The following is a 24,965-nucleotide window of genomic DNA, read 5'->3' as shown; positions in this document are numbered from 1 at the left end:
CGTTAGTTGGTACTGCTTGTTTCGACGTCATGGACCACGATCATCTCGGAATCCAATTCGCCATCGGGGTAGAAGCATGCAAACTCTTGGTCCGCCCCCGCGCTTTCTAGGACCGGCTCCACCTCTAGGCACTTTTTGCGCTTAGCCTCGGGAAGTGCCGCGAAAATCGGGCATCTCGAGGAGAAGTTGCATCCCTTTGGTGCATCCAGCGGGGTGGGGAGATCTCCCTGCAGGATGATGCGTTCCCTGGTGCGCTCTACCTCGGGGTCCGGAACCGGAATGGCCGATAGTAGGGCGCGGGTGTAGGGGTGGCGTGGATTGTCGAAGACGCTGTCCACGTCACCGATTTCCACGATTTTCCCTAGATACATCACAGCTACGCGGTTGGAGATGTGACGGACCACTGATAGATCGTGAGCCACCATCAGGTAGCTCAGACCAAGTTCTGCACGCAGTTTGTCCAAGAGGTTAATAACCCCAGCTTGGACAGAGACGTCCAGTGCGGACACTGGCTCGTCGAGGACCACCAGCTTGGGGTTCACCGCGAGCGCACGGGCAATACCCACGCGCTGCCGCTGGCCGCCGGAGAACTGGTTGGGGAATCGGTTCACGTGATCAGGCTGCAACCCAACCAAGCGCATTAGTTCCATAATGCGGGTACGGATTTCAGCCTTAGGGGTTCCGAGGTTCTCCAGCGGTTCCGCGAGGACCTCGTACACGGTAAAGCGCGGGTCAAGGGCGCCGGTGGGATCCTGGAAAACCATCTGGAGTTCCTTGCGCATGGCGGTACGTGCCTTGCCGGTGGAATCTTCTTTGTTGCTGATGCCGGAGATAACTACTTCGCCGTCACCGTCCTTGTTGAACTCCATAATTTCCAGCAAGGTGGTGGTTTTTCCGCAACCGGATTCTCCAACTATGGAGAAGCACTCGCCCTCACGGATATCAAAGGTCAGCCCGTCAACGGCTTTGACGGTACCGATCCGCTTTTTGAGCAGCGCCCCTTTGAGGAGCGGGAAGTGTTTTTTGACGTCCTTGAGTTCAAGAACCTTTTTGCGTTCGGTGCGTTCGATCAAATCAAAACGTGACTCCGGCACGGGCGGTGCTTTGAAGATCTCGTGAACGTCCACACCGGCACCGAGCTTGTTGCTGCGGATGCAAGCAGCGCGGTGACCATCGCCGTCGTCCACAATCTCCAGCGGCGGTTCAGCGGTGAGGCACTCATCCGTGACCAAGGGACAGCGGGGTGCAAAGGAGCAGCCCATAGGGGCGTTTAGAAGGTTTGGTGGGGTGCCGTTGATGGGCACCAGGGAGGTCTTTTGGGAGACGTCCACGCGGGGAACAGCACCCAACAACCCCATGGTGTAGGGCATCCGAGGGTTGTAGTAGATGTCATCCACGGACCCAGTTTCTACCGGCTTGCCCGCGTACATGACCATGATGTCGTCAGCCATGCCGGCCACCACACCGAGGTCGTGGGTAATCATCACCACTGCGGCCCCGGTCTCTTCTTGAGCCGTGTGGAGGATTTCAAGGACCTGCGCCTGGATGGTGACGTCCAAAGCGGTAGTGGGTTCGTCAGCGATCAAAACCCGCGGGTTGTTGGCAATAGCGATGGCAATCATCACGCGCTGGCGCATACCGCCGGAGAACTCGTGCGGGAAAGACTTGAGCCGGGCCGCCGGGCTGGGGATTCCCACCATGCCCAAAAGTTCGACGGCGCGGGCTTCTTTAGCCTTTTTGCTCACCTTGGGGTTGTGAACGGTAAGTGCCTCAATGATCTGTGTACCCACCGTGTACACCGGCGTTAAGGATGAAAGCGGGTCCTGGAAGACCATGGCAATGTCGCTTCCGCGGTACTTGCACATGGCTTTGTCGCTCAAACCGAGAAGTTCATTGCCGTGCAAGCGGACGGAGCCGGTGATCTGCGCGGTTTCCGGCAGCAGTCCCATAATCGCCATAGACGTGACGGATTTTCCTGATCCGGATTCGCCCACAATGCCCAAAGTTTTGCCAGCACGGAGGTCAAAATCAACGCCACGAACAGCGTGAACAGTTCCGTTCTCAGTGTTAAAGCGGACGTTGAGATCCCGAACCGAAAGAACCGTGTCACTCGGTGCGCTCAGGCCCGCTTGGTGCAAGCGTTCAACGGGGGTGGCCTCTTCGACGGAATTTGGCATGCTGTTGGCGCTCATTTTTTCTTCTTCTTTGCTTTGCCAATTGAGCTAGAGCTCGGGTCGAATGCGTCACGAAGGCCATCATTCATCATGGCCAAGGAACCGGTCAGCAGGAACATCACCAGCAAGGGGAACCAGAACATCCACGGGAAGGTTTGCACTTGCGAGGTGGCCTGACCAATCAGAACGCCGAGGCTGACGTCCGGAACCTTGATGCCAATGCCAATAAAGGAGTAGGCAACCTCCGCCAGAATCGCGTACGTAACACCACGAGTGATTTCTAAAACCAAGAGTGAACCAATGTTGGGAACTAGGTGGTTCCAGACAATCTTCATGGGCGGAACACCCATGAAGCGGGCTGCTTTGACGTAATCGCGTTCCATCAAGGACATGGACAGCGAGCGGATCAAACGAGCCGTTCCCATCCAGCTGAAAACAAGCAACACAATAATCAACAGCAGCCAGCTAGGAAGAGTGTCCTTGAGTGCGCCTGAACCGCCGCCGGTGGCAACAGCCACTACCAGTAGGGCCGGCATCATAATGAGCGCTTCGAGGATAAAGAGCATGACTTTGTCTACTTTGCCGCCAAAGTAGGCCATAGAGGTGCCATAAACGGCCGCGATAAGTACAGATACCAGACCGACGATCAACCCGATCAGGATCGAGATGCGGGTACCTTCTACCAACAAGGCATAGAGGTCAATACCGGCCTGTGAGGTGCCCAAGTAGTGCTCGCTGGAGGGCTCCATACCAATGTTGAACGCGTCAATGGTTTCTTTGTCCCAGCTGGTGAAGAACCCACCAATCCAGGAAAAAATGGTGAGCGCCACAAAAATGGCCAAGCCTGCTACGGCCGTTTTATTGCGCATAAAGCGCCGGAAGATGATCCGCCCTTTGGCGATGACCACTTCCTCGTTCTCAAGTTTTGTCTCTGCGTGCTCCGCAGCGGTGTTGAGCGAATCTACCGTGGACATAATTACGACACCCTTACTCGCGGGTCAACAAGGGTGGTTGCAAAGTCAGCCAATATGGCACCGATTGCGAAGATCACGGATCCGTAGGCCAAGGTAGCCGTGGCGCCGTTGACGTCTTGAAGACCAATGGCGTCAATGCTCCAAGATCCAACACCGGGCCAAGCGAAGATCTTCTCGGCGAAGAAACCGCCAGCAAAAATAGCCGGAATGGTGAACGCAATGCTCTGTGCCACGGGGATAAAGGAGACTCGCAGTGCATGCCGGGAAATGGCTTGGTTGCGGGTGAGTCCTTTAGCCCGGGCAGTGCGAACAAAGTCCGCGTTGACGTTATCGAGCAAATACTGCCGTTGAGCAATCTGGTACCCGCCCCAACCAATCACCGTGATGGCGAAGGTTGGCACAGCATAGTGGGCCATCAAATCTACAAAGCCTGCCCAGCCTCCGGGGGCGTCCGGGCTGGATATACCAGTGACAAAGAAAATTCGGTCACCCGAGTTTTCGTTGATGTTGATCGCTGCCAGCTGGACCAAGAAGTAGGCAATTGGCGCCGGGATGATGTGGACTAAGTAGCTGTAAGAGGTCACCACACGGTCTGAGATTTTGTATTGCCGCGCTGCCGAGTAAACACCCAGCGCCACACCGATGATCAGCGTCAGGATAATTGAGGCGATGAACAGGCGGGTAGAAATCCACACGCGGTCACCGAACTCGGCGTTAACAAAGGAGCCATTAGGGCTCCGGCCCCAGTCCCAGCGGGTCACGATGCCGGTGAGCCACTGAACATAGCGGTCCCATGCGCTCATGTTCGGATCAAGCCCCTTAAGCGCAAAGCTGTGCTGGACCTGCTCGGGGGTGGGCTTGGGGATCTTCTCTTGCTCCAAGAGGGCTGGCCTCATGGTGGTCACTGCAAGGAAGTATCCGGCGGTGGTGGTCAGGAAGATCATCACCACGTAGGTGGCGGAACGCTTCAGAAGGTACTTGAGCATCGTTTTACTAGAACCTCGTCGAGTCTGCGACGAAGCTAGCCGCGGAGGGCAGGAAGCTGCCTCCGGGGGTTCGCTCGCAATAGATCAGTGCGCTCAATGTATGTCCTTCCCTGGGCCGTCCACCAACTTTTGATCAGTGTGTGACGGGTCACATTCCAGAGGAAAGTATCACAGGATTCCCAGCCAATTTGAGGGCGCGCAGCGTAAACCGCGGAGTTAGCGCCCATATTGTTATGAAAATACGCTTTCACGTTATTTGACTGGACGAATTGCCGGCGGCAGGTTACCTTACCCCGCCATGACCAAACGCGTCACGAGTTCTTTCCAGCCGTCAATGAGGCGCTGAACAGGCATTTTGTGCCGCTCCACAGCATTGAGAATTCGCTCTGCTTCAAGCGTGGCGGCCAAGTTCGCTGCCATCACCCACGCATCTGCGGTGACCCCGGCTTCGGTGAGCAGCAACTCAAGGTGGCGGCGGGAAAGGATGGCCGGCGCGGCGTCGTGCCTATTTGTCACACCGTTCTCCGCTTCCACCACAATCTGTCCAAGTTTCAGGATGAGATGGATCCGCTCTACGCCGTAAGAGATCAGCCGCTCTAGAGCGGGGGCGCCAGGGCCCAGTGGCGGTGGGCCAAACATAAAGGCACGTTGGAAGTCGGCCTCGGCCTCACTGATCAACGTCATCATTAGCCCACCGCGGCTACCAAAATGCCGGAACGCCGTTCCCTTTCCAACCTTGGCCCGGGACGCCAAGTTGTCCATGGTCAGCGCGTGGGCGCCACACGATTCAATTAATTCGTGAGCGGCGTCTAAGAGTGCTTGGCGATTCCTGCTGGCATCACTGCGCGCAGAAGGCCTTGGTTGGGGCCCATGGAGTTGTAGCGGCAGTTTGCTCACAAAATAAAGTCTAAGCCCGGGAATAGAAAGCGGACTGCAGTCCGTTTAGCCCCCTGAACGACTTCTAGTCTTCACCCCAGACCGCCCTCCGGCGGCCCAATCAAGGAGTACATATGTCTAAGAGCACCGTTCTCACTCTCGTGGGAAGCCTTCGCACCGAATCCATCAACCGCAAGCTCGCCGAGACGGTCAAGGCCTTGGCCCCCGAAAACGTTGAGGTTACCATCGCCGACACCCTGGGTGACATTCCGTTCTTTAACGAAGACATCGACGTGGAAGGCAAGGTCCCCGCAGCCGCTCAGGCACTTCGCGACGCCGCTGCTGCAGCAGATTCGCTTTTGCTGATCACCCCGGAGCACAACGGAACCATGACCGCCCCGCTTAAAAACGCTATCGACTGGCTATCCCGCCCGCACGGTACTAGCGCCCTGTCCGGCAAGCCAGTTGCCGTGATCGGCACAGCTTACGGTCAGTTCGGCGGCGTGTGGGCCCACGATGACGCCCGCAAGTCCGTTGGAATCGCCGGCGCAAAGGTTCTTGAAGACGTGAAGCTCGCCATCCCGGGATCCATGATCCGCTTTGCTGAAATCCACCCCAAAGATGACGCTGAGGTTGTAGAGCAGGTCAAGGCACTATTTGCACCTATCACTGCCGCGGTTGATACCACCAAAGAGGCAGCCGCTTAGGCCCCTCCCTCCGCTCCCGCCCCGGACGCCGACCACCGAGCTCTTTTATGGTCAACGTCCGGGGCGGCGCTGTTTAAGTGCAAGCGTTCGAGAACTTTTTGGCAACAACTGTTGCCTAACTGACAACCTCGGGTTGTATCCTGAACTTGTGACCCATCAAACATTGAACGAGGACGCTCAGAAGCTGCCCGCCGAAGCCCTAGATGCCTTGGAGCGTGCCGCGGATTCCGCGAAACGCCACGAATTGCTCTTCTCTGAACGGGCCGCCAACATTAAGCAGTCCGCCGTCCGGGATGTATTTGATATCTCCATGCGCCCCGGACTGGTGTCTCTTGCTGGCGGAAACCCCTACTTGCAATCCCTCCCGCTTGAACGCCTAGGTCAGGCCGCCGCCAAGATTATTTCCGAGCAAGGCATGGAGGCCCTGCAGTACGGTGGCGGTCAGGGTACCGAAGAGCTCCGTACGCAGATCTGCGAAGTGATGGCAGCCGAAGGTATCACCGACGCTGTTCCCGAAAATGTGGTGATCACCGCCGGCTCACAGTCTGCACAAGACGTGGCCACCAAGGTCTTTTGCAACCCGGGCGATGTGGTTCTGGTGGAAAACCCCACCTACGTGGGCGCGCTGAACACCTTTGAGGCCTATGAGGTTGAAGTTGAAGCGATCGAGATGGATCAGGATGGCCTTATCCCTGAAGTCCTAGAAGAGCGCATTGCCGCATTGGTCGCCCAGGGCAAAAACATCAAGTTCCTCTACACCATCCCCAACTTCAACAACCCTTCCGGCATCACCCTGGCCGAAGAGCGCCGCCAGCGGATCGTAGATATATGCCGTGCGGCGAATATCTTGGTTTTGGAGGATAACCCTTACGGGCTTTTGCGCTTTGACGGTCACCCCTACGCCCCCATGCGAGCAGCGAACCCACACGACGTGATCTACATGGGATCCTTCTCCAAAATCTTCGCTCCGGGCTTGCGCGTTGGCTGGGCGCTGGTCCCAGCCCATCTCCAGCGCCGCTTTTACCTCGCATCCGAGGCCGTCACTCTGTGCCCACCCACACTCAACCAAATGCTGATCTCCGCCTACCTGCGTGACTTTGACTGGCGCGGGCAGATCGAAACCTACCGGGCACTTTATGAGGAACGCTGCACCGCTTTACTGGCAGCCCTCGAAGAGCACATGCCCCAAGGTGTTTCGTGGACCAAGCCAGAAGGTGGATTCTTTGTGTGGGTCACACTCCCAGAAGGGGTTGACACGTACCCCTTGTTGCAAAAGGCGATCGAAGCCGGCGTCGTATTTATTCCTGGGGCCGCATTTACGCACGGTGACGAACCGTCCAACAAGCTTCGCTTGGCATTTAGTGTGGTCCCGCCAGAGACCATCGCAGAAGGCGTCCGCAGGCTGGCACCTGTTCTTAAAGACGCCATCACTGCGCTCTGAGACGCGCCGCTGTAGTCTAAGCAATAACGTGTGCGGCTTGCGTGCCGAATTTCAGTACAACAAAGGAGTCAAACCATGTCCGGTGTAGTTCTTGTCGGTGTAGATGGCAGCGAAACTGCCAAGCGAGCTGCTCAAAAAGCATTGACCATGGCCACTGGCCTCGGTGCCACACTTCACGTTGTAAGCGCCTTTGACAGCGATCGCACTGAGGTTTTTGGCAGTGGCAGCGATACTTGGATTGTTTCTGACGCGGACGACGCCGAGAAGGTCGCCAAGTCTGTTGCGAACGACCTAGGCGGCGCACCTGCCGTGACGTATTCCTCGGCGCGGGGCAAGCCGGCAGAAGCTTTGGTCAAGGAAGCCGAGCGTCTCAACGCTCAGCTGATCGTGGTGGGAAACCGCCGTATGCAGGGACTCGGCCGAGTGCTGGGTAGCGTTGCCAACACGGTAGCTCACACCGCTCCGTGTGACGTTTTCATCGCCAAGACGGACATTGAAGAGTAATCAGCCTCACTGAACGCACAAAAGAGCCCCCTAAATCTCGGCGGATTTAGGGGGCTCTTTCTGCTTAGTTGACCAGCTACTCGAACACCTGCTTAATTGAGCACCTCCCCTAATCGAGCAACAGGGCTGGCTCTTCAAGGATGGCTGCAACGTCTGCCATAAAGCGAGCCGAGAGGTCTCCGTCCACCACACGGTGATCGAAGGAGCCGCCGAGTGTGGTGATCCAGCGCGGGATCACCTCACCGTCGAGGACCCATGGCTTTTGCTTGATGGTTCCGAAGGCCACAATCGCCACTTCACCCGGGTTGATGATGGGCGTTCCGGTGTCGATACCCAGCGCACCAATGTTGGTGATGGTCAGGGAACCTCCCTGCATATCTGCGGGTTTGGTTTTGCCGGCCCGGGCAGTGGTGGCTAGTTCATTCAGAGCAGTGGCCAGTTCCTTCAGCGAAAGGTCCTGGGCGTTTTTGATGTTGGGAACCATCAGGCCGCGCGGGGTGGCGGCTGCGATTCCCAGGTTCATAAAGTGCTTTACGTGGATCTCTGCACCGCTTCCGTCCTCGGTGTCAGACCAGGTGGCGTTCACGCTGGGGTTGCGCGCTGCCGCCCAAATGACTGCCTTCGCAAGGATCAGCAAGGGCGAAACTTTGATTCCTTCAAAATCGCGAGAGACCTTGAGGCGCTTCACAAACTCCATGGTTCGGCTGGCATCAACGTCAACAAAAATGCTCACGTGCGGGGCAGAGAAGGCCGAATTCACCATGGCCGTGGCTGTTGCCTTGCGGACACCCTTGACCGGAACGCGTTCAATTCGCTGTTCTTGAGTGCCCGTATTCGACCGCCAGAAACCTTCAGCCTGATCTACCTCGGCGTCACGTTGCGCCTGGTAGCTGACCAAGTCATCACGGGTGACTTCGCCGCGTGCACCGGTGGGAACAACGTCGGCGAGGTCGATTCCAAGATCACGAGCGATCTTACGGACTGGCGGTTTGGCCAAAACGCGGTTAACCAAACCGGAGAGTGCGACGCCGATCCCCGGCTTTTCAGCCGACCGCACCCTGGGGCTGGGGCTTGGCGCAGCTGGGGCTGCGGCTGGGGCTGCGGCGGGGGCGGGGGCGGGTGCAATAGTGCCGGGTACAGGCGGTGCTGACGCAACCGAGCCTGTCTGTGAAGCTGCTGGCGCTGCGGTTCCCGCAGCGGATGCTGCAGCTGCGCGGGGGCGGCGCTTAACGGCGTCGGCCTTGGGACCTGAACCCACCAAGGGACCCGGCGCTGCGTCCTCGGAATCTGCAGCGGGAAGTGTTCCGTACATGGGTTGCTCCACCGGCTCAGCAGCAGATCCCGTCGCTGGGGATGCAATGGCCGCGGGTGCCTCGGTGGCGTCACCCACGGAAATGATGGGCGTCCCCACCTCAATGGTTACGCCCTCCTCAGCCAGAAGCTCTAGAACGGTCCCAGCAAAGGGGGAAGGCAATTCCACAAGGGACTTAGCCGTCTCAATCTCGCACAGGACATCGTTGATCGCCACAACGTCGCCGGGCTTTACCTTCCAAGCCACAATCTCGGCTTCGGTGAGGCCTTCGCCGACGTCTGGCAGGTTGAACTTGTTCACGCTCATGGAATCCGCCCTTTAGGGAAAAGTCGAGTTCGGAAATATGGTGGGAGTAGCGGGGTGAACCGCTGGCTCAGTAGCTGAAGGACCGGTCAAGAGCTTCCAAGATCCTGTCGATGTCCGGTACGTAATGTTCTTCAACCTTGGCCACGGGATACGGCAGGTGGAATGCGCCAACGCGGATCACCGGAGCTTCGAGGTGCAAAAATGCACGCTCGCTAATGCGGGAGGCAATTTCTCCGCCAATACCACCAAAGGTGGGAGCCTCATGGGCAACCACTAGCCGGCCGGTCTTTTTGACCGAGGCTTCCACAGTGTCAAAGTCGATCGGGGAAATGGATCGCAAATCGATCACTTCCACACTGTGGCCGTCCTCCTGAGCCGCCTCGGCTGCAGCGAGCGCAACGGGAACCAGCGGACCATAGGCAACCACTGTGGCGTCGGTGCCTTCGCGCAGCACGTGGGCCTTGTGAGGATCAGCTGAAGCACCGGGGCTTTCAAGATCCACTTCCCCCTTGAGCCAATAACGGCGTTTGGGTTCAAAGACAATAACCGGATCCTGAGAGTCGATGGCTTGCTGGATCATCCAGTAGGCGTCATGCGGGTTGGAAGGGGTGATGATGCGCAGCCCTGCCGTGTGAGCGAAGAGCGCTTCTGGAGACTCTGAGTGGTGTTCTACTGAACCAATACCGCCACCGTAAGGGATACGAATCACCACGGGAACCGTGAGGTTGCCGTTGCTGCGTGCGTGCAGTTTTGCCAGCTGGGTGGTGATTTGGTTGAAGCCGGGGAATACAAAACCGTCGAACTGAATCTCGCATACGGGCCGGTAGCCGCGCAGCGCCAGCCCAATGGCCGTTCCGATGATTCCGGACTCTGCCAGCGGGGAATCCACTACACGGTCCGGGCCGAATTCTTTGAGCAGGCCTTCAGTGACGCGGTAAACACCACCAAGTGCTCCGATGTCTTCACCCATCAAGAGGGTGGTTTCGTCCTTGGTCAGGGCCTCACGCAATCCCGCGGTAATGGCCTTGGCAATGGTCATGGTGGTCACTGGGCCACTCCTTCGGCGGTGTCAGTGGCTGTTGCCTCGTCTGCGCCGGCGAACCCGGCTTCGTATTGCTGGAACCACGCGAGTTCTTCAGCCACCAGAGAGTGCTGCTCGGCATAGGCGTTGGCGAAGGACTCGCGGAAGTCCGGGCCTTCGAGGGCCAGAGTGGTTTTGCGGACATAATCGGCCAGCTCCACACCGTCTGCTGCTACGGATTCAAAGAAGGCGTCGTCTGCGAAGTCTTGAGCACGCAAATACTTTTCTAGACGCTCCAGCGGATCTTTGGCCCGCCACTGCTGCTCTTCGGAGGATTCGCGGTACTTGGTAGGGTCATCGGCCGTGGTGTGCGCGCCAACCCGGTAGGTAAAGGCTTCGATCAGTACCGGACCCTTGCCCTGGCGAGCATGCTCAAGTGCCCACTCGGTCACAGCATGCACGGCAATGACATCGTTTCCGTCCACCCGGATTCCCGGGAACCCGTAGCCATTGGCACGCTGGCTCAACGGCACCTTAGTTTGCACGGCGGTGGGAACGGAAATAGCCCAGTGGTTGTTCTGGCAGAAGAAAACCACTGGCGCGTTAAAGCTCGCTGCAAAGACCATAGATTCGTGAACGTCGCCTTCAGAGCTGGCTCCGTCACCAAAATAAGCGACGACGGCGCCTGGCCCGGTCTGGCTGGTGATCCCACGTTTCTGGTCGCGTTGGATGCCCATGGCATAACCAACTGCATGCAGGGTTTGTGCCGCGAGGACCAAAGTGTAGAGGTGGAAATTGTTTTCGCGAGGGTCCCAACCGCCATTGGAAATTCCACGGAATTGCTTGAGCAGTTCGGCCATGTCAACGTCACGCGTGAGAGCCACACCGTGTTCGCGGTACGTGGGGAACAGATAGTCCTGCGGTTGTGTGGCGCGGCCGGAACCGATTTGAGCAGCCTCTTGTCCCGTGAGCGGAACCCAGAGGGCTAACTGGCCTTGGCGCTGGAGGGCAGTGGCTTCTTGGTCGAAGCGGCGAACCTTGGCCATGTCCCGGTAGAAACCTTTAAGCTTCTCCGGATCCAGTTTTTGGGCATAGCTAGAGAAGAACGCGTCCTCTTTCAGCACACCGTCTTGATCCAAAAGCTGGATCATTCCGGCTCCCGGGCCACCCTGGACTTGCTGGGCCCACGCTTCTTGGACGTTGTCTTGCTCCACACCATCGAACTCGGTGGTGGGTAACGTAGCTTCACCCATGCCGTCTCCTTGCCTGCCGCTTCAACCAGCATTTTCACCGGATATATTCCCCAAATGGCATGCATTCCATTTGGGGAATATGTATTACTTCCGCAGTTCACTTTAGCGGGGAAAGGCCACGTTTACAGCGGTTGTTAAGCGCTAGGATCCTCGCGGCGCTTTTGTATACCCGGCACACATCGCCAAAAAGCGGGTGTTTGCTTCGGGCTCACCAATGCTCACACGCACACCTTCGCCAGCAAAGGCACGCACGCTCAGTGCGTGTTCAGCAGCGAGCGCGGCAAACTCAGCACTATTGTCCCCAACGTTGAGCCAAACGAAGTTCCCTTCGGCTTGTGGAATGTCCCAACCAAGGTCTTTGAGCCCGTCCACTACACGCTCCCGCTCGTCAACAATGCTCTGAACCCGACATTCAACGTCAGCGTAGTTTTCCAGGGAGGTAATAGCTGCCCGTTCGGCAATTTGAGACACGGCAAAAGGTGTGGCTGCCTTGCGCAATTGAGCGGTGATTCCTGCTTGGGACACCGAGTAACCCACGCGCAAACCAGCCAAGCCGTGGGCTTTGGAGAAGGTCCGCAGCACAATGACGTTGGGGTACTTCTTGTACATTTCTAGGCCATCAACGGCTTCCGGGTCACGAACGAATTCTTGGTACGCCTCATCAATCACCACAACCACGTTCGAGGGAACCCGCTTAATAAAAACTTCGGTCTCCTCGGCACGCAACACCGGGCCGGTGGGGTTATTTGGGGTGCATAGCAGAATCACGCGGGTGTGCGCGCCAATTGCCTCTGCCATTGCCTCGAGGTTGTGCCGGCCGTCTGAAGTTAGCGGCACTTGAACACTTTGGGCACCAGCAAGACTCACCGAGATGGGGTAGGCCTCGAAGGAGCGCCAAGCGTAAATCACTTCGTCTGGTTTGCCGTCGTCGTTGGAACCGGCAAAAGCCGCCAAAATCTGGTTCAACGCCCCTAGGCTTCCGGATCCGGTGACAATATCCTCGGCCGGGACCGAGGAGAAACTGCTCAGTGCTTCACGCAGCGCCGTGCTGAGCGGGTCCGGGTACCGGTTGAAGTCTTGGAAATCAGCGATTGCAGCCGATACTGCCGGGATGGGCGGTAATGGGTTCTCGTTGGAAGAGAGCTTGTAGCTGGTCAGACCGTCAACAGGTGCGGGAGGTTTTCCTGCGGCGTAGGCGGGAAGGGTTTTCAGTACTGGGCGGGGATGCGGAGCGGCGGCAGCTGCAGCGCCTTCCGTGGTGGTGTGCTCGGAAGTCATTCCCTTAGCCTAGTCCGAACGCTGGCCCGAACTCCCTGACTTATCTGCAGCTTTGTGTGCCAGCATTGAGGCATGCTCTCCTTTATCCTCAAAGTCTTGATCAATTCCTTGGCGCTGTGGGTTGCAAGTTTCCTGTTGCCAGGCCTGACAATAGCTTCCACTGCAACGGCCAACGCTGCGGCGAACGCGGGTGCCGGGGACAACTCAGCCACCGTTGGTGTAGTGCTGGCCTATTTGTTCATCGGGCTCATTTTTGCTTTGGTGAACACCCTGATTCGGCCTTTGATCAAGCTTCTGGCGTTGCCGATCACGGTCCTTACGCTGGGTTTGTTCAGCATTATTATCAACGCGGGCATGCTTTACCTGACGGCTTGGCTCAGCGGCTATACCCCTGTTCATTTGCAGATCGACGCGTTCTTTTGGACGGCAATTTTGGCTTCCCTGATCATCAGCGTGATCTCACTGGTGGTAGGGGGAATGACCAAGCCACTCACCAAACGGAGCTAGTGGCTAGTTTGCGAGCGTCATAATTTCTGCACCCGTTTCGGTGATCGCTACGGTGTGTTCACTATGGGCGGTGCGGCACCCAGTGGAGCTTCGGAGCGTCCAGCCGTCGGGGTCTGTAACGAGCTTGTCTGTGTCTACCATCACCCACGGTTCGAGGGCGATCATCAGCCCTGGGCGGAGGACGAATCCCCGGCCTGGGCGGCCCATGTTGGGAACGTGAGGATCTTGGTGCATGGTGGAGCCAATGCCGTGACCACCGAATTCAAGGTTGATCGGATAACCGGCTGCTTTCAGAACAGCGCCCATGGCGTAGGCGAGGTCGCCAATTTTGGCTCCAGGCTTGGCAGCGGCAATTCCGGCTGCGAGCGCCCGCTCGGTGGTTTCAATGAGTGCAACATCTTCTGGCTTGTGGTTGGCCCCAACCACAAAGCTGATGGCTGAATCCGCGGCGATACCGTCTTTCAGAACTGCGAGATCAAGGGTGAGGAGATCCCCGTCAGCGAGCGCGTAGTCGTGCGGTAGTCCATGAAGCACTGCATCGTTGACGGAGGTGCAGATATAGTGACCGAACGGTCCTGAACCGAAGGCCGGCGCGTAATCCACGTAGCAAGACTCAGCCCCGGCTTCGAGGATCATCTCTTTGGTCCAGCGATCGATTTCAAGGAGGTTGGTGCCTACTTGGCACTTGCTTTTAATGGTCTGCAAAATGGTGCCAACCAGAGCACCTGTGACTCGTGCCCGGCCAACTTCTTGCTCATTAAGGATCTCGATCATTGCGCGCCTTTCACGGTTCGGTTCACCGGTCAGCGTACTCGCGCCATGCGATAGTTGCCATGAGCGGGGCTGGCTACCCCATATGTCCGCGATCTCTCCCCGTGTAGATAGTTCGGGTTCGACGCCGCGCAACCGGACCTCGACCGTCCACATCGGGGCCATTACCGCGACCATACGTCCCACCCACAGTCGCACCCGCAGCCGCACCCGCAGCCGCACCCGCAATGAGTGCCCCGCCTGCCACCAACCCGCCCGCGGCCACTCCGGTCGTCTCATTTTCTGCGTCTGCATTGTCCGGGGCTGCAAGCACATCCGGGCCCAAGATTGAGTTCATCACTTTGCGGTGCTCAACGATGGCCGGATCCGTGCTGGTATCTAGCACTTCTGCACCGCTTACGTAATTATCTAGATTATGAGCATTTTGGATGGTTTTGAGCCTGGCCCCTTCGTTATCCAGGCTTCTGCCCGGGTACCTATCGGTGGTGACCGTTGTGAAATTGGGGGTAACTGGGTTTGCTAGGCCATCGGTACTGGGCACAATGTCATCGGTATTATCAATAGCCAGAACACTCACGGTCTGTGGCACATGGAATCTGGCCACCGGGCTACCGGCAACGTTGACCGCTTCAACATGAAACTTGGCCATAAATTCCGGATCTGCCGCGAGCGCCATGGCATGGATTCCACCTTGGCTGTGACCGTTGAGAATCACATGATCCTCTGGGGTTACTCCCTGTTCCTGTAGGGCTCGTTCCACAAGGACTTGGGCCATTGCACGTCCGCGCGACATTCCGACAATGTTCCCCTCCCAGTCGTGGACACCATACGTATCTGGCAACAATTCCCCTTGGGTCCCGGGGATGCTGACGATCACTGCGTACGTGCCATCCTTTCGAGGGATCTTCTCCACGATGATGGACGAATTTGGCGCCGTTGATTCGACTTTGTTCCCAACCCCTGCTTCGGGTGTGGAGGCATCTGAGAGCGGAAGGTCCCCAGCAGCGCGTTGAACACCAGCGAAAGCAGAACCCAAAGTGCCTAGACCGGTGGTGTCATCATCCACAGGCAAATCGGAACTTTTGTAGGCGAGAGCTCCGGCACGAAACGCTCCCGTGAGCAGTGCACCCAAGCTGAGCATCCACGTGAACCGTTCAACTCCGGTTAAACCACTCGCCTTACCAGCCCAGTCCCAGACATACCCACCAACTGGTCCTAAGGCAGCAACCGTTATGCTCGGCACCCCCGCCACTAACCCTTGGGCCGCTAGGCCGATTCCTGGCTGCGACACGGCCAGAGCATCAGCTTCTTGATACCTTGTGGCCGAGCTGTCAGCTTCTCGAGCCATTTCCCGCAGAGTTGAACCTAACCGAACAAGCTTTTGGCCAGCCTCATCAGCTGCAGCAAGTCCGCCCACAACACCCAACCCCAAGTCCAGCCCCACACCCATGCCCCATGCATTGGAGCTGTACCTCAGCCGGTTTCCATGCTGACGGATGGCCATGCTGCGGTAGTCCAAGAGGTCAGCGCTCTCTCGAAATGCCGCCGCGCTACGGCGCAGATCCTCAATCCGTACGTGGCTCCCACCATACCTACGCCCGTTCACCGAATAGTGCGCCCCAGGCGAGTCGTCCTCGTTCACCGGAAGCCGCTCGATAGCGCGGACCTACTCGAGCCCGCACGCCCGTTGCCTGGCTCAAAATTTTGTAGCCAGACCGCAGCCGCACGTAAGTCCTCTGCGGCGTAGCGCAGTTCCCCGGCTCGGCGGTGTACACAATCGCGAAAAGCCTCACCTGCAATGGATTTCCACTCCGCGACTCCGGCTGCGAGAACTCTGTCTCTGATGTCCTCAACGGCCACCGCATCCGCCTTAAGTAATTCAATAACTGCAGCAAGATCGGCCGCCCGCTCTTCCACACTCGCCCCGCCCACCGCACACTGCAGCGACGGGTCGAAACCATGTTCACTCATTGCCTACCGCCTCCCAACGTACAAGTACCTAATGCCCGCTTTCCACATCCTCGACGCTACTGAAACTGGGCGGCTAGCGATGGGCCCAGAACAACTATGTGGACAACTTGGCGATATTGCTTATGTGGAGGAAAAGTCACGCAATTCAGCACAACCTGCCGGTAGGCAAAGTTCGTGAAAGAATTGCCCTATGCCTGAATCTGCCGCCACAGCTGTGTCCCGTACGCCCTCCGGCCGTTTGGCCCTCGCCAACGCTTCGGAGCAAATTGCTTTGGGGCCGCTAGACGGCCGCTACCAGTCCGCCGTCGCGCCTTTGGTTGACTACCTGTCCGAGGCGGCGCTGAACCGCGACCGCGTTGCCGTTGAAGTTGAATGGCTCATTCACCTGACCAGCAACAACGTTCTGCCCGGGACCACACCACTGAGCGCCGAGCAGCAGGAAAAATTGCGCGCAATCGTCACTGAATTCGATGCCGCCTCCGTCAAAGAGCTAGCCGAGATCGAAGCCGTAACAGTTCACGACGTCAAGGCTGTTGAGTACTACATTGGCCGCCGCCTGCCGGCAATCGGCATCGAGAACCTGACAGCACTGGTGCACTTTGGATGCACCTCAGAAGACATCAACAACCTCTCCTACGCCCTGGGCATCAAGGGCGCCGTGGAGAGCGTTTGGTTGCCGGCAGCCCGCGCGCTGGTAGCCCAAATCAGCACCATGGCCCGCGACAACCGCGATGTCCCCATGCTTTCCCGCACCCACGGTCAGCCAGCCACCCCCACCACTTTGGGGAAAGAGCTCGCCGTTACTGCGCACCGTTTGACCCGCCAGCTGGAGCGCATTTCCAAGACCGAATACTTGGGCAAAATCAACGGTGCCACCGGCACCTATGCAGCCCACGTGGCTGCAGTTCCGAGCGCCGATTGGCAGAGCGTTGGCAAGGGATTTGTTGAAGGTCTGGGCCTGACGTGGAACCCGTTGACCACTCAGATTGAAAGCCATGACTGGCAGGCAGAGCTGTACGCCGATATAGCCCGTTTCAACCGCATCCTGCACAACGTGTGCACGGACATTTGGAGCTACATTTCCATCGGCTACTTCCGCCAGATTCCGGTTGCTGGTGCCACTGGGTCCTCCACCATGCCGCACAAGGTGAACCCGATCCGCTTCGAAAACGCCGAGGCAAACTTGGAGATCTCCAACGGTTTGCTGGACACTCTAGGCGCAACTTTGGTGACGTCCCGCTGGCAACGTGACCTCACTGACTCCTCGAGCCAGCGCAACATCGGTGTGGCTTTTGGTCACTCTCTCCTGGCTATTTCCAACGTTTCTAAGGGTCTGGAGCGTCTGGACGTGGCGGAGGAGGTTCTGGCCGCGGACCTGGATCAGAACTGGGAAGTTTTGGGCGAAGCCATTCAGATGGTGATGCGCGCCGAGGCTATCGCCGGTGTTGAGGGCATGGAGAACCCGTACGAGCGCCTCAAGGACCTCACTCGTGGTCAGCGCGTTGATGGCGCCCGGATGCAAGAATTTGTGTCAGGTTTGGGCTTGAGCCCGGAGGCGCAGGAGCGTTTGCTCGCATTGACGCCGGGCCTTTACACAGGTATTGCTGACGCCCTGGTGGACCACCTCAAGTAACCTCGGCTGCAAGACAACACGATTCGGTGAAACGCAGAGTTTTCCTTGTTGCACTGAGCGGGAAACTGGCCCGAAACAACAGCACGCCAGCATGGAGTGATGAATCATTCTGCAACTGGTCCAAGTCATGAGCTTGCGTGCGAGGTGTGTGGCAGGCTCCCTGAACCGCCTAAGGCACGGCTGACTGTGGCCAACATCGCCGCCATGCTGCCTATTGAGCTAGTGGTGCACGCCGTAGTGGTGGAATCCCATCTGCCGTACGTGTTGAAAGTTTTGGTTTTGACGCTCACGGCCACAGTGTTGGTGATCTGGGTGGCTGAGCCTTCGGCTGCCCGTATTCTTCAGCGCTGGTTGCACGCTCCAGCGCTGAAAAAGCGACGGCGACTGCACAGTTCTGCATCCCTGTGGCGCGCCCGCGTGGTACTGCGGGATGAGCCCGGCGCCCTCGAGTCCGTGACTCACGAGCTGGCCCGGCATGACGTTAATATTCTGAGCATCCACGTCCATCAGCTCAGCGGTGCAGTGATGGACGAGCTAGTTCTTTCGGCCCCCGCCGAGTTGTCCGAGCGGAAGATCTTGCAGTATTTGAGCGAGGGCGGCGGCACCGGTCCAGCCCTGTGGCCCACCACCGCGTTGGCTCTCGCCGACGGGCAAACAATGGCTTTGAGTCTTGCAATCAGAGTCAGTGAACGTCCGGCGGAGCTGGGCCTAGCTGTTGCGGAACTGCTCCGGGCCAAGCTGGGATTACCCGACGGCGAGCGATACCCGGGCGAGGAGGCATGTGTGATGAAATTGCCTACAGCCTTTGGGCCGCCATTGGTCCTCAGTAGGCCTGGTGAGCCGTTTACCCCTGCCGAGTCAGCTAGGGCTCACCGGCTGGCCGAACTGGCAGAACGCACCGAACTCGCCACCCTCAACTGAGGGACTCGCAGTACGATGCCTCCACCTAGGAAGCCGCTACGGAGGAGGCAGCGTGGCCTTTCAGGAGAACTCGCCGCGGATCTTGAGCGCGTTTGGTAGCAGTGTCATTTGGACGTGACTCGCCTCGCCAACGTGATCGCCGTCCAGCTGAATGTCTTGGGGCTTTTCTACCTCAATTTCCACACGGGTTCCGGTGTAGTACTCCACGGCAGGATTCGCGGCTCTACTGCGGCCAAATATTCGTCCAGCTATACCGGCCACCACCGCCACCCAGCCAAAGGCGCCGCTGGGCGCCATCACCATCAAGTCCAGTACGCCGTCGTCGATTTTTGCGCCAGGGAAAACTTCAAGTCCGCCCTGGACGCGGCCGCAGTTGCCGCCCATCACGCTGCGCACCCGGCGGCGGATGGTGTGGCCGCCGTCGATGTGGATTTTCGCTTTGACCGGTTCCCCTTGCAGGTTCCGCAGGCCGGCGTCTACATAGGCCAAGAAACCCACCTTGTCCTTGAGGTCCGAGTCGGTGTCCGCCATAATCGTTGCGTCGAAGCCCAGGCCTGCCATCACAGCGTAGATTTGTTTGTCCTGGGAGTGGTCAAGCACTATCTCAACGGCGTCGATGCTGCGCTCGGTGGATCCGAAAGCCGAACGGACTGCGCCTTCTGGGTCAGCTAGATTGATGCCCAAGTTGCGGGCGAGTAGGTTTCCCGTGCCCAGCGGTATGACTGTCATGGCTATCCCGGTGCCAGCCAATACTTCGGCCACACAGCGTACGGTGCCGTCACCGCCAGCTGCCAGTACGACGTCGGCCCCGGCCTTAAGCGCTTCACGCGCCATTCCAACACCCGGGTCATCCACGGTAGTTTCCAGCCAAAGCGGTTCGGCCCAGCCATTTTCCTTCGACTCCGTTTCAAGGACAGCGCGGAAGTCCACGTCGGTGGATTTTGACGGGTTGATAATAATGGCTGCGCGTTTGGCGGTCATGGTGTCCTCGGCGGTTGGAACGGTGCGGTGTCTTGATGTTGAGACTACCGCGCGGCTGGCTACCAATCGGCGAGGCGGCGCTACTCGGACCTCTTACACAGCAATTACCGGCGCGAAACGCAGACGCAACAATGCAGTTTCAGACTGGTTGTACCAGCAGTTTGTTCGGTAGTAACGCTTGGTCAGGAGGATCCGATGCTTAAGGAAGTCAGCCACAGTTCCACCCGGGTTCGGCGCATCGATCAATTGCGCCGAGGTGACGAGATTGAAGCGCGTGTGTTCGTTGGACCGCACTTTGATGACGTGGTGATCCGCCGAGGCCGTGTCCAAGAAACAGCACCGGGGATCGGCGTTGTGTGGATTCGGGAACAAGAAACCGGCGCACGCAAAGTCATCAATGCCGAGGAGTGCAGCCTATGGCGAGTGGCTTGAACCCAGTAGCGGCTGCCGCGTCAACCGCCAGCCACTGACTGGATTATTACAATCTCCCTGACGGCGGTCACTTCGGTGGCCAAGCCGTTGAGACGCCGGATTTCTTCGCCGTCCACGTAGATATTCACGTGGCGGCGTTGAGCTCCGGTTTCGTCCCGCAGCCGCCTCCCCAGCACAGAGTATTGCGCCGTTACAGCGTCCAGAATTCGGGCCACAGAAACGGCCTGGTTTTCCAGCTCTGGGGCTATTTCAACTGTTAGTTCGGACTGTCCTTGGGCCAGTTGGTGCAACATGCTGGGCAAGCGAACCGTGAATTCCACGTGAGTTTCTGTCATGGTTTGGTGTGCGGAACGGCCACGGGAACTTTGGCGGCGCGGACACACAAGACGTCCGGTAGGTGTGAGGCAATCTCAGTGAACGTTTCTCCTTCGTCAGCGCTTCCGTAGACCGAGCCGCCGCGTGTGCCTAGGTAGACGCCCACCTTTTCCCCGACGTTTGAACCCCCACTGTCTACCGCGGCGGCATCACGCAACACCACGTTGTATTCAAAGTCCGGCAGACCGTCGTCGAGCCTTTTCCAGGTTGCGCCAGCGTCGTCGGTGCGGTGGACGGCCAGTTTTCCCTCTGGTGGGATGCGTTCGCCGTCAGCTTTGATGGGCACTACCCACGCTGTGCCAGCGCGCGTGGGGTGGGTGAGCATAACAAATCCGAAGTCGGCGGGAAGCCCTTCGGCAATGGAGACCCAAGAATCTGCGTTGTCATCAGTACGGTAGACGCCGTGGTGATTTTGGGCGTAGAGGCGGCCTAGAACTTGTGGATCGGCGGCAATCTTGTGGACGCATTGGCCGAATTCTGGATACGGGTCCGGGTTGAAGTATGCGGAGATACCCTTGTTCTTGGCTTCCCACGTTTCCCCCGCGTCTAGGGAGCGGTACACGCCACCGGTGCTCATCGCCACGTGCACGTTTTGACCGTCCGGAGCCACCACTACTGAGTGGACGGCACCACCGCCAAAACCTTCGCCCCAGTCCGTACGATGGGGGTGGTTCCAGAGTCCGCGGTTGAGTTCAAAATGTTCGCCGCCGTCAGTCGATTTCCACACCGAGATAGGTTCGACGCCGGCCCACACCACGCCTGGCCGGGCGTCGGAGTCAGGGTACAACTGCCAGATTCGTTCCACTGCAGCTTCGGTGTCCGGTGGGAAAGTTATTGCCCCGTTTTCTGGCTCGGTCCATGTGACACCGAGGTCGTCAGAGTGGGCCACTGTGGGGCCCCAGTGTTCGGATCGGATGCCCACCATCAGGCGGGTCTTCCGCCCCCTAGCGTCGATGCCGATACTGGGGACTTCGCTCATAAAAAAGTGTGGGCCGTCAAGCGTCCACGCGCGCCGGTCCGGGCTTGTGGCAAGCCACAAGCCCTTTTTGGTGCCAATTGCTAGGAGGTATTGCTGCTGATCGCCTGTTTCCAGTTCATCCTGAATGGCCATGAGGCCATGGAACCACCTTGCGGGCGATGTAGCAATGGTTGCCGGAAACCGGCTCACTGGAGGCTCGAGAAAATAAAGTTAAAGTAGTTTCAATTCCTACTGGTGAAACGTGTCATCACACAGTAGGCTCGTTTCAGCAGGGAGACATAGGACCTGCCCCAAAAGCTGCTCCAGAGTGCGTATCCCCCAATAACGCACTCTGGAGCTTTTTTGTGCCTCGAAGACACTTGCCATATACCCCCCTGGGGTATACATTGATCTTATGGACAGCAGCACCACCACAACCACTCACGGCTACCACTCCAACAAGGACGCCTACCTCAAGCGACTCAAACGCATTGAGGGGCAGGTTCGCGGGATATCTCGCATGGTGGACGAGGACCAGTACTGCATCGACATCCTGACCCAAGTGGCAGCCGTCAATAAAGCCCTGCACGCGGTCAGCCTGGGCTTAGTTGAAGAGCACATTGGTCACTGCGTGGTGGGTGCCGCCTCCGAGCCAGACCCCGAACTTCGCGCCCAAAACATTGACGCCAAAGTCAAAGAAGCCACTGAGGCCATTGGCCGATTGTTGCGCTAACCCAGCTTTTACACACCCACCAACACAGGAGCACACCATGAGCACCGCTTTCCCCTTCACCACCACTGTTGACGTTTCCGGCATGACCTGCGGTCACTGCGTCTCTTCCGTGACCGAAGAACTCGAAGCGATTGACGGCGTCGAATCCGTTTCGGTTGACCTGAACGCCGGCGGAACATCCACAGTGACCATCGGCTCCACTCGCCAAGTCGCCACCGAAGAACTCGGAGAATCAATCGCCGAGGCCGGTTACCTCATGGTGAACAACAACGCATAACCGCACGGGCCCACATTCTCGTGGCCCGGCAATGCGCTGGAACCAGCGCACGGAGAGGCAGCAGTGACACAGCACAGCATCCATCACACCAGCGCCCCACGCATTGTGGAGCTGGATATCGAAGGTATGACCTGCGCTTCATGCGTGAACCGTGTGGAGCGAAAACTCGGCAAAATCGAGGGCGTTGAGGCCACAGTCAACCTCCCGCTGGAGTCCGCCCACGTGAGCGTTCCGGAGTCAGTCAGTGACCAAGAACTTCTCGACGTCGTTGCCGCCGCTGGGTACAAAGCCCGCCTTCGCGCCCAGCCGGAAGATCATCACGAGCACAACCACACCGACCACATGACCCACGGCCCGGCGGCAAATGTCATTAAGCCGCGGCTAATTCTGGCCATCATCCTGACCGTGCCGGTGTTCCTAATCTCCATGATTGAGCCGCTGCATTTCCCCAACTGGGGCTGGGTTGTGGCGATTCTGGCACTTCCGGTGGTGACGTGGTCCGCTTGGCCGTTCCACCGTGCCGCTGCTATCAACGCCCGCCACCTAGCTTCCACCATGGACACACTTGTTTCTATTGGTGTGATTGCTGCGTACCTATACTCTGCCGTTCAGCTCATCGCGCACCCCACCATGACTGCATCCTCCGAGATGAGTTCCATGGCCGGTGGACTGTACTTCGAAGTGGCCGCAGTGGTCACCACGTTTCTGCTGCTGGGCCGCTTCCTTGAAGCGAAAGCAAAGGCCCAGGCAGGTGATGCTCTCAAAACCCTGTTGAGCCTTGGGGCCAAGGACGCGCTGGTTCTCCGAGATGGTCAAGAGCTGAGCATTCCGGCTAGCGAGCTGATTCCCGGGGACGTTTTTGTGGTCAAACCGGGCACCAAAATCGCCACCGACGGAGTGGTGGTCGGGGGAAACTCGGCCGTTGACACCTCCTTGGTCACTGGCGAGTCACTGCCCCGCGAAACCGGCCCTGGCGATGCGGTTACGGGCGCCACCATCAACACCTCGGGCAGGCTCCTAGTCCGTGCTACTCGGGTTGGTAGCGAAACCACCTTGGCGCAGATGGGGCGGCTGGTTTCTCAAGCACAGACCGGCAAGGCCCCGATTGCCCGGCTCGCGGATAAGATTTCCGGAGTTTTTGTCCCAGTTGTTTTGGGTTTGGCCGTGTTGACGTTTGTTCTCTGGCTCACTTTTGGTGGAGGCCTCAATGCTGCGGTGACTGCCGCCGTCGCGGTTTTGGTGATTGCCTGCCCGTGCGCACTTGGTTTGGCCACACCGGTTGGTTTGCTGACCGGGACCGGCCGTGGTGCGCAATTGGGCATTCTGATCAAGGGCCCGCAAGTTCTTGAGGACACCCGCACCGTAGACACCATTGTGTTGGACAAAACCGGCACCGTGACCAGCGGACAGCTATCCGTAGAGTCAGTTCTTCCGATGACTGACCACACCTCGCGCTCAGTGTTGATGCTCGCTGGGGCCCTTGAGGCCGCCTCCGAACACCCGCTCGCGCAGGCCATAACTGCCGCAGCGCGCAGTGGTTCGGGCCTAGGAAAAACGGACGACGCCGGCGGGTTGGCTAGCGTTGAAAACTTTAATTCCGCTCCCGGCGGCGGAGTCTCTGGAAACGTCTCCGGAGCTCCAGTTTTGGCTGGGCGTTCCGGCTGGCTCCTTGAACAGGGCGTGGACGTTTCCACAGCTCAAGAGGCAGTTGCTGACGCTGAGGCCAGTGGCGGTACAGCAATTGTGGTGGCGGCTGACGGCGTTGCGGTGGGCGTGATTGTGCTTCGTGATTCGCTTAAGCCTGGTTCGGTAGCGGCGATTGCCAAGCTCAAGGAACTGGGATTGCGGCCAGTTTTGCTTACGGGTGACAACCAGGGTGCGGCCGAGCAAGTTGCCGCGGCTGTAGGCATTGACCCGCATGATGTTTTTGCTGGTGTGCAACCTGCCGGGAAAGTCGCTGCCGTACGGAAACTGCAGGAAGCCGGCGCGATTGTGGCCATGGCCGGTGACGGCGTAAATGACGCAGCAGCTTTGGCGCAAGCGGATCTGGGCATCGCCATGGGTTCAGGAACTGACGTTGCCATGGAAGCTGCCGATCTGACAGTAATGGGCAGCGACCTCAACCAAGTGGTCACAGCCATAGAGCTGTCCCGGGCAACGCTCAAGACCATCAAAACCAACCTGTTCTGGGCGTTCTTCTACAACGCGATCGGCATCCCTGTGGCCGCACTAGGTTTACTGAATCCGATGATCGCGGGCGCAGCAATGGCCGCGAGCTCTGTACTGGTGGTGGCCAACTCGCTGAGGCTGCGCAGCTTCGGAAAGTAGCCCCTGCCACACCAACTCACTAGTCACCTGGGTGATGGGTTGTTGTGTATGGGTAGTGGTTCCCATCGACAGTGTGTGGGGCTGTGGGTAGGTTTTAGGTAATGGTTCTTCCGGAAATCGCCGGGAACCGTATATGGGGGATACCGGCAGGAAAAGTTCGGTTCCGCAGATGATGAAGGAGTGAATGTTATGGCTATTTGGGGTGCAGATATTGCTCAGCTCAAGACTCTCGGTACGAAGCTGCAG

24 protein-coding genes are annotated in these 24,965 nt (G+C 58.3%); 10 read left to right on the top strand and 14 right to left on the bottom strand.

All coding sequences use genetic code 11. The features are described from left to right. Nucleotides 1–2: 2 nt before the first annotated feature. From ACQR35_RS13210 to ACQR35_RS13195, 4 genes are all read right to left on the bottom strand, one after another. Nucleotides 3–2,192 carry a dipeptide ABC transporter ATP-binding protein gene (locus ACQR35_RS13210; RefSeq protein WP_430270318.1) on the bottom strand — a complete coding sequence of 730 codons (2,190 nt, stop codon included), beginning with the start codon at nt 2,190–2,192 and terminating at the stop codon, nt 3–5. Further along, entirely contained in the window at nt 2,189–3,148 is a 960-nt protein-coding gene (locus ACQR35_RS13205; RefSeq protein WP_430270317.1) for an ABC transporter permease, read from the bottom strand. Before ACQR35_RS13205 ends, ACQR35_RS13210 begins: the two co-directional genes overlap by 4 nt. A gap of 2 nt (nt 3,149–3,150) precedes the next feature. Further along, a complete protein-coding gene (locus ACQR35_RS13200) occupies nt 3,151–4,134 on the bottom strand; it encodes an ABC transporter permease (RefSeq protein WP_430268674.1) in 984 nt (327 codons plus the stop codon). 288 nt (nt 4,135–4,422) lie between these two features. After that, a complete protein-coding gene (locus tag ACQR35_RS13195; RefSeq protein WP_430268675.1) occupies nt 4,423–5,031 on the bottom strand; it encodes a TetR/AcrR family transcriptional regulator in 609 nt (202 codons plus the stop codon). A gap of 113 nt (nt 5,032–5,144) precedes the next feature. On the opposite strand from ACQR35_RS13195, the gene ACQR35_RS13190 reads away from it, so the two are divergent. The 3 genes from ACQR35_RS13190 (at nt 5,145) to ACQR35_RS13180 (ending at nt 7,662) form a co-directional block, all read left to right on the top strand. Beyond that, nucleotides 5,145–5,717 (top strand): NAD(P)H-dependent oxidoreductase, encoded by a 573-nt coding sequence (locus tag ACQR35_RS13190; RefSeq protein ID WP_430268676.1) that lies wholly within the window; start codon nt 5,145–5,147, stop codon nt 5,715–5,717. Between the two features lie 148 nt (nt 5,718–5,865). After that, nucleotides 5,866–7,158 carry a PLP-dependent aminotransferase family protein gene (locus tag ACQR35_RS13185; RefSeq protein WP_430270316.1) on the top strand — a complete coding sequence of 431 codons (1,293 nt, stop codon included), beginning with the start codon at nt 5,866–5,868 and terminating at the stop codon, nt 7,156–7,158. 75 nt (nt 7,159–7,233) lie between these two features. Then, the gene (locus ACQR35_RS13180; RefSeq protein WP_430268678.1) at nt 7,234–7,662 is read left to right on the top strand and encodes a universal stress protein; all 429 of its coding nucleotides are present in this window, start codon (nt 7,234–7,236) and stop codon (nt 7,660–7,662) included. Nucleotides 7,663–7,771: 109 nt separating this feature from the next. Here the strand turns inward: ACQR35_RS13180 and ACQR35_RS13175 are convergent, their stop codons facing one another. From ACQR35_RS13175 to hisC, 4 genes are all read right to left on the bottom strand, one after another. Beyond that, nucleotides 7,772–9,280 (bottom strand): dihydrolipoamide acetyltransferase family protein, encoded by a 1,509-nt coding sequence (locus ACQR35_RS13175; RefSeq protein ID WP_430268679.1) that lies wholly within the window; start codon nt 9,278–9,280, stop codon nt 7,772–7,774. Nucleotides 9,281–9,347: 67 nt separating this feature from the next. Further along, the gene (locus ACQR35_RS13170; protein WP_430268680.1) at nt 9,348–10,328 is read right to left on the bottom strand and encodes an alpha-ketoacid dehydrogenase subunit beta; all 981 of its coding nucleotides are present in this window, start codon (nt 10,326–10,328) and stop codon (nt 9,348–9,350) included. Further along, on the bottom strand, nt 10,325–11,554 hold the full coding sequence (pdhA, locus tag ACQR35_RS13165; protein WP_430268681.1) for a pyruvate dehydrogenase (acetyl-transferring) E1 component subunit alpha: 1,230 nt from the start codon (nt 11,552–11,554) through the stop codon (nt 10,325–10,327). Before pdhA ends, ACQR35_RS13170 begins: the two co-directional genes overlap by 4 nt. 141 nt (nt 11,555–11,695) lie before the next feature. After that, complete coding sequence (hisC, locus tag ACQR35_RS13160) at nt 11,696–12,832, bottom strand: histidinol-phosphate transaminase (RefSeq protein WP_430270315.1); 1,137 nt, start codon at nt 12,830–12,832, stop codon at nt 11,696–11,698. A 72-nt stretch (nt 12,833–12,904) separates the two neighbouring features. Here hisC and ACQR35_RS13155 point away from each other — a divergent pair, with 72 nt between their 5' ends. Then, nucleotides 12,905–13,339, top strand: a complete 435-nt coding sequence (locus tag ACQR35_RS13155; RefSeq protein ID WP_430268683.1) for a phage holin family protein — start codon at nt 12,905–12,907, stop codon at nt 13,337–13,339. Nucleotides 13,340–13,342: 3 nt separating this feature from the next. Here ACQR35_RS13155 and map read toward each other — a convergent pair whose 3' ends face one another. The 3 genes from map to ACQR35_RS13140 form a co-directional block, all read right to left on the bottom strand. Then, entirely contained in the window at nt 13,343–14,113 is a 771-nt protein-coding gene (map, locus tag ACQR35_RS13150) for a type I methionyl aminopeptidase (RefSeq protein WP_430270314.1), read from the bottom strand. A gap of 73 nt (nt 14,114–14,186) precedes the next feature. Next, complete coding sequence (locus ACQR35_RS13145) at nt 14,187–15,752, bottom strand: hypothetical protein (protein WP_430270313.1); 1,566 nt, start codon at nt 15,750–15,752, stop codon at nt 14,187–14,189. Next, nucleotides 15,749–16,081, bottom strand: a complete 333-nt coding sequence (locus ACQR35_RS13140) for a hypothetical protein (protein WP_430270312.1) — start codon at nt 16,079–16,081, stop codon at nt 15,749–15,751. Before ACQR35_RS13140 ends, ACQR35_RS13145 begins: the two co-directional genes overlap by 4 nt. 190 nt (nt 16,082–16,271) lie before the next feature. Here ACQR35_RS13140 and purB point away from each other — a divergent pair, with 190 nt between their 5' ends. Continuing rightward, nucleotides 16,272–17,714 (top strand): adenylosuccinate lyase, encoded by a 1,443-nt coding sequence (purB, locus tag ACQR35_RS13135; RefSeq protein WP_430270311.1) that lies wholly within the window; start codon nt 16,272–16,274, stop codon nt 17,712–17,714. Nucleotides 17,715–17,813: 99 nt separating this feature from the next. Continuing rightward, a complete protein-coding gene (locus ACQR35_RS13130) occupies nt 17,814–18,635 on the top strand; it encodes an amino acid-binding protein (RefSeq protein WP_430270310.1) in 822 nt (273 codons plus the stop codon). A gap of 60 nt (nt 18,636–18,695) precedes the next feature. On the opposite strand, the gene ACQR35_RS13125 is transcribed toward ACQR35_RS13130, so the two are convergent. After that, nucleotides 18,696–19,616 carry a diacylglycerol/lipid kinase family protein gene (locus tag ACQR35_RS13125; RefSeq protein ID WP_430270309.1) on the bottom strand — a complete coding sequence of 307 codons (921 nt, stop codon included), beginning with the start codon at nt 19,614–19,616 and terminating at the stop codon, nt 18,696–18,698. Nucleotides 19,617–19,811: 195 nt separating this feature from the next. Here ACQR35_RS13125 and ACQR35_RS13120 point away from each other — a divergent pair, with 195 nt between their 5' ends. Further along, nucleotides 19,812–20,048 carry a hypothetical protein gene (locus tag ACQR35_RS13120; protein WP_430268689.1) on the top strand — a complete coding sequence of 79 codons (237 nt, stop codon included), beginning with the start codon at nt 19,812–19,814 and terminating at the stop codon, nt 20,046–20,048. Between the two features lie 20 nt (nt 20,049–20,068). Here ACQR35_RS13120 and ACQR35_RS13115 read toward each other — a convergent pair whose 3' ends face one another. Beyond that, complete coding sequence (locus ACQR35_RS13115; RefSeq protein ID WP_430268690.1) at nt 20,069–20,383, bottom strand: MoaD/ThiS family protein; 315 nt, start codon at nt 20,381–20,383, stop codon at nt 20,069–20,071. Further along, complete coding sequence (locus tag ACQR35_RS13110; protein WP_430270308.1) at nt 20,380–21,534, bottom strand: WD40/YVTN/BNR-like repeat-containing protein; 1,155 nt, start codon at nt 21,532–21,534, stop codon at nt 20,380–20,382. The genes ACQR35_RS13115 and ACQR35_RS13110 overlap by 4 nt, the downstream gene beginning before the upstream one ends. A gap of 262 nt (nt 21,535–21,796) precedes the next feature. On the opposite strand from ACQR35_RS13110, the gene ACQR35_RS13105 reads away from it, so the two are divergent. From ACQR35_RS13105 to ACQR35_RS13095, 3 genes are all read left to right on the top strand, one after another. Then, nucleotides 21,797–22,114: a metal-sensitive transcriptional regulator gene (locus ACQR35_RS13105; protein WP_430270307.1), complete on the top strand. Its 318-nt coding sequence runs from the start codon at nt 21,797–21,799 to the stop codon at nt 22,112–22,114. A 37-nt stretch (nt 22,115–22,151) separates the two neighbouring features. After that, a complete protein-coding gene (locus ACQR35_RS13100) occupies nt 22,152–22,391 on the top strand; it encodes a heavy-metal-associated domain-containing protein (protein WP_430268693.1) in 240 nt (79 codons plus the stop codon). Nucleotides 22,392–22,454: 63 nt separating this feature from the next. Beyond that, nucleotides 22,455–24,719 (top strand): heavy metal translocating P-type ATPase, encoded by a 2,265-nt coding sequence (locus ACQR35_RS13095; protein WP_430270306.1) that lies wholly within the window; start codon nt 22,455–22,457, stop codon nt 24,717–24,719. The last annotated feature ends 246 nt before the right edge of the window (nt 24,720–24,965 follow it).

The organism is Pseudarthrobacter sp. J1738 (assembly GCF_050490315.1).
GTDB lineage: Bacteria > Actinomycetota > Actinomycetes > Actinomycetales > Micrococcaceae > JBNPEO01.
Note: the sequence above shows the minus strand (reverse complement) of the source record. Positions and strands in the feature narration are given on the sequence as shown.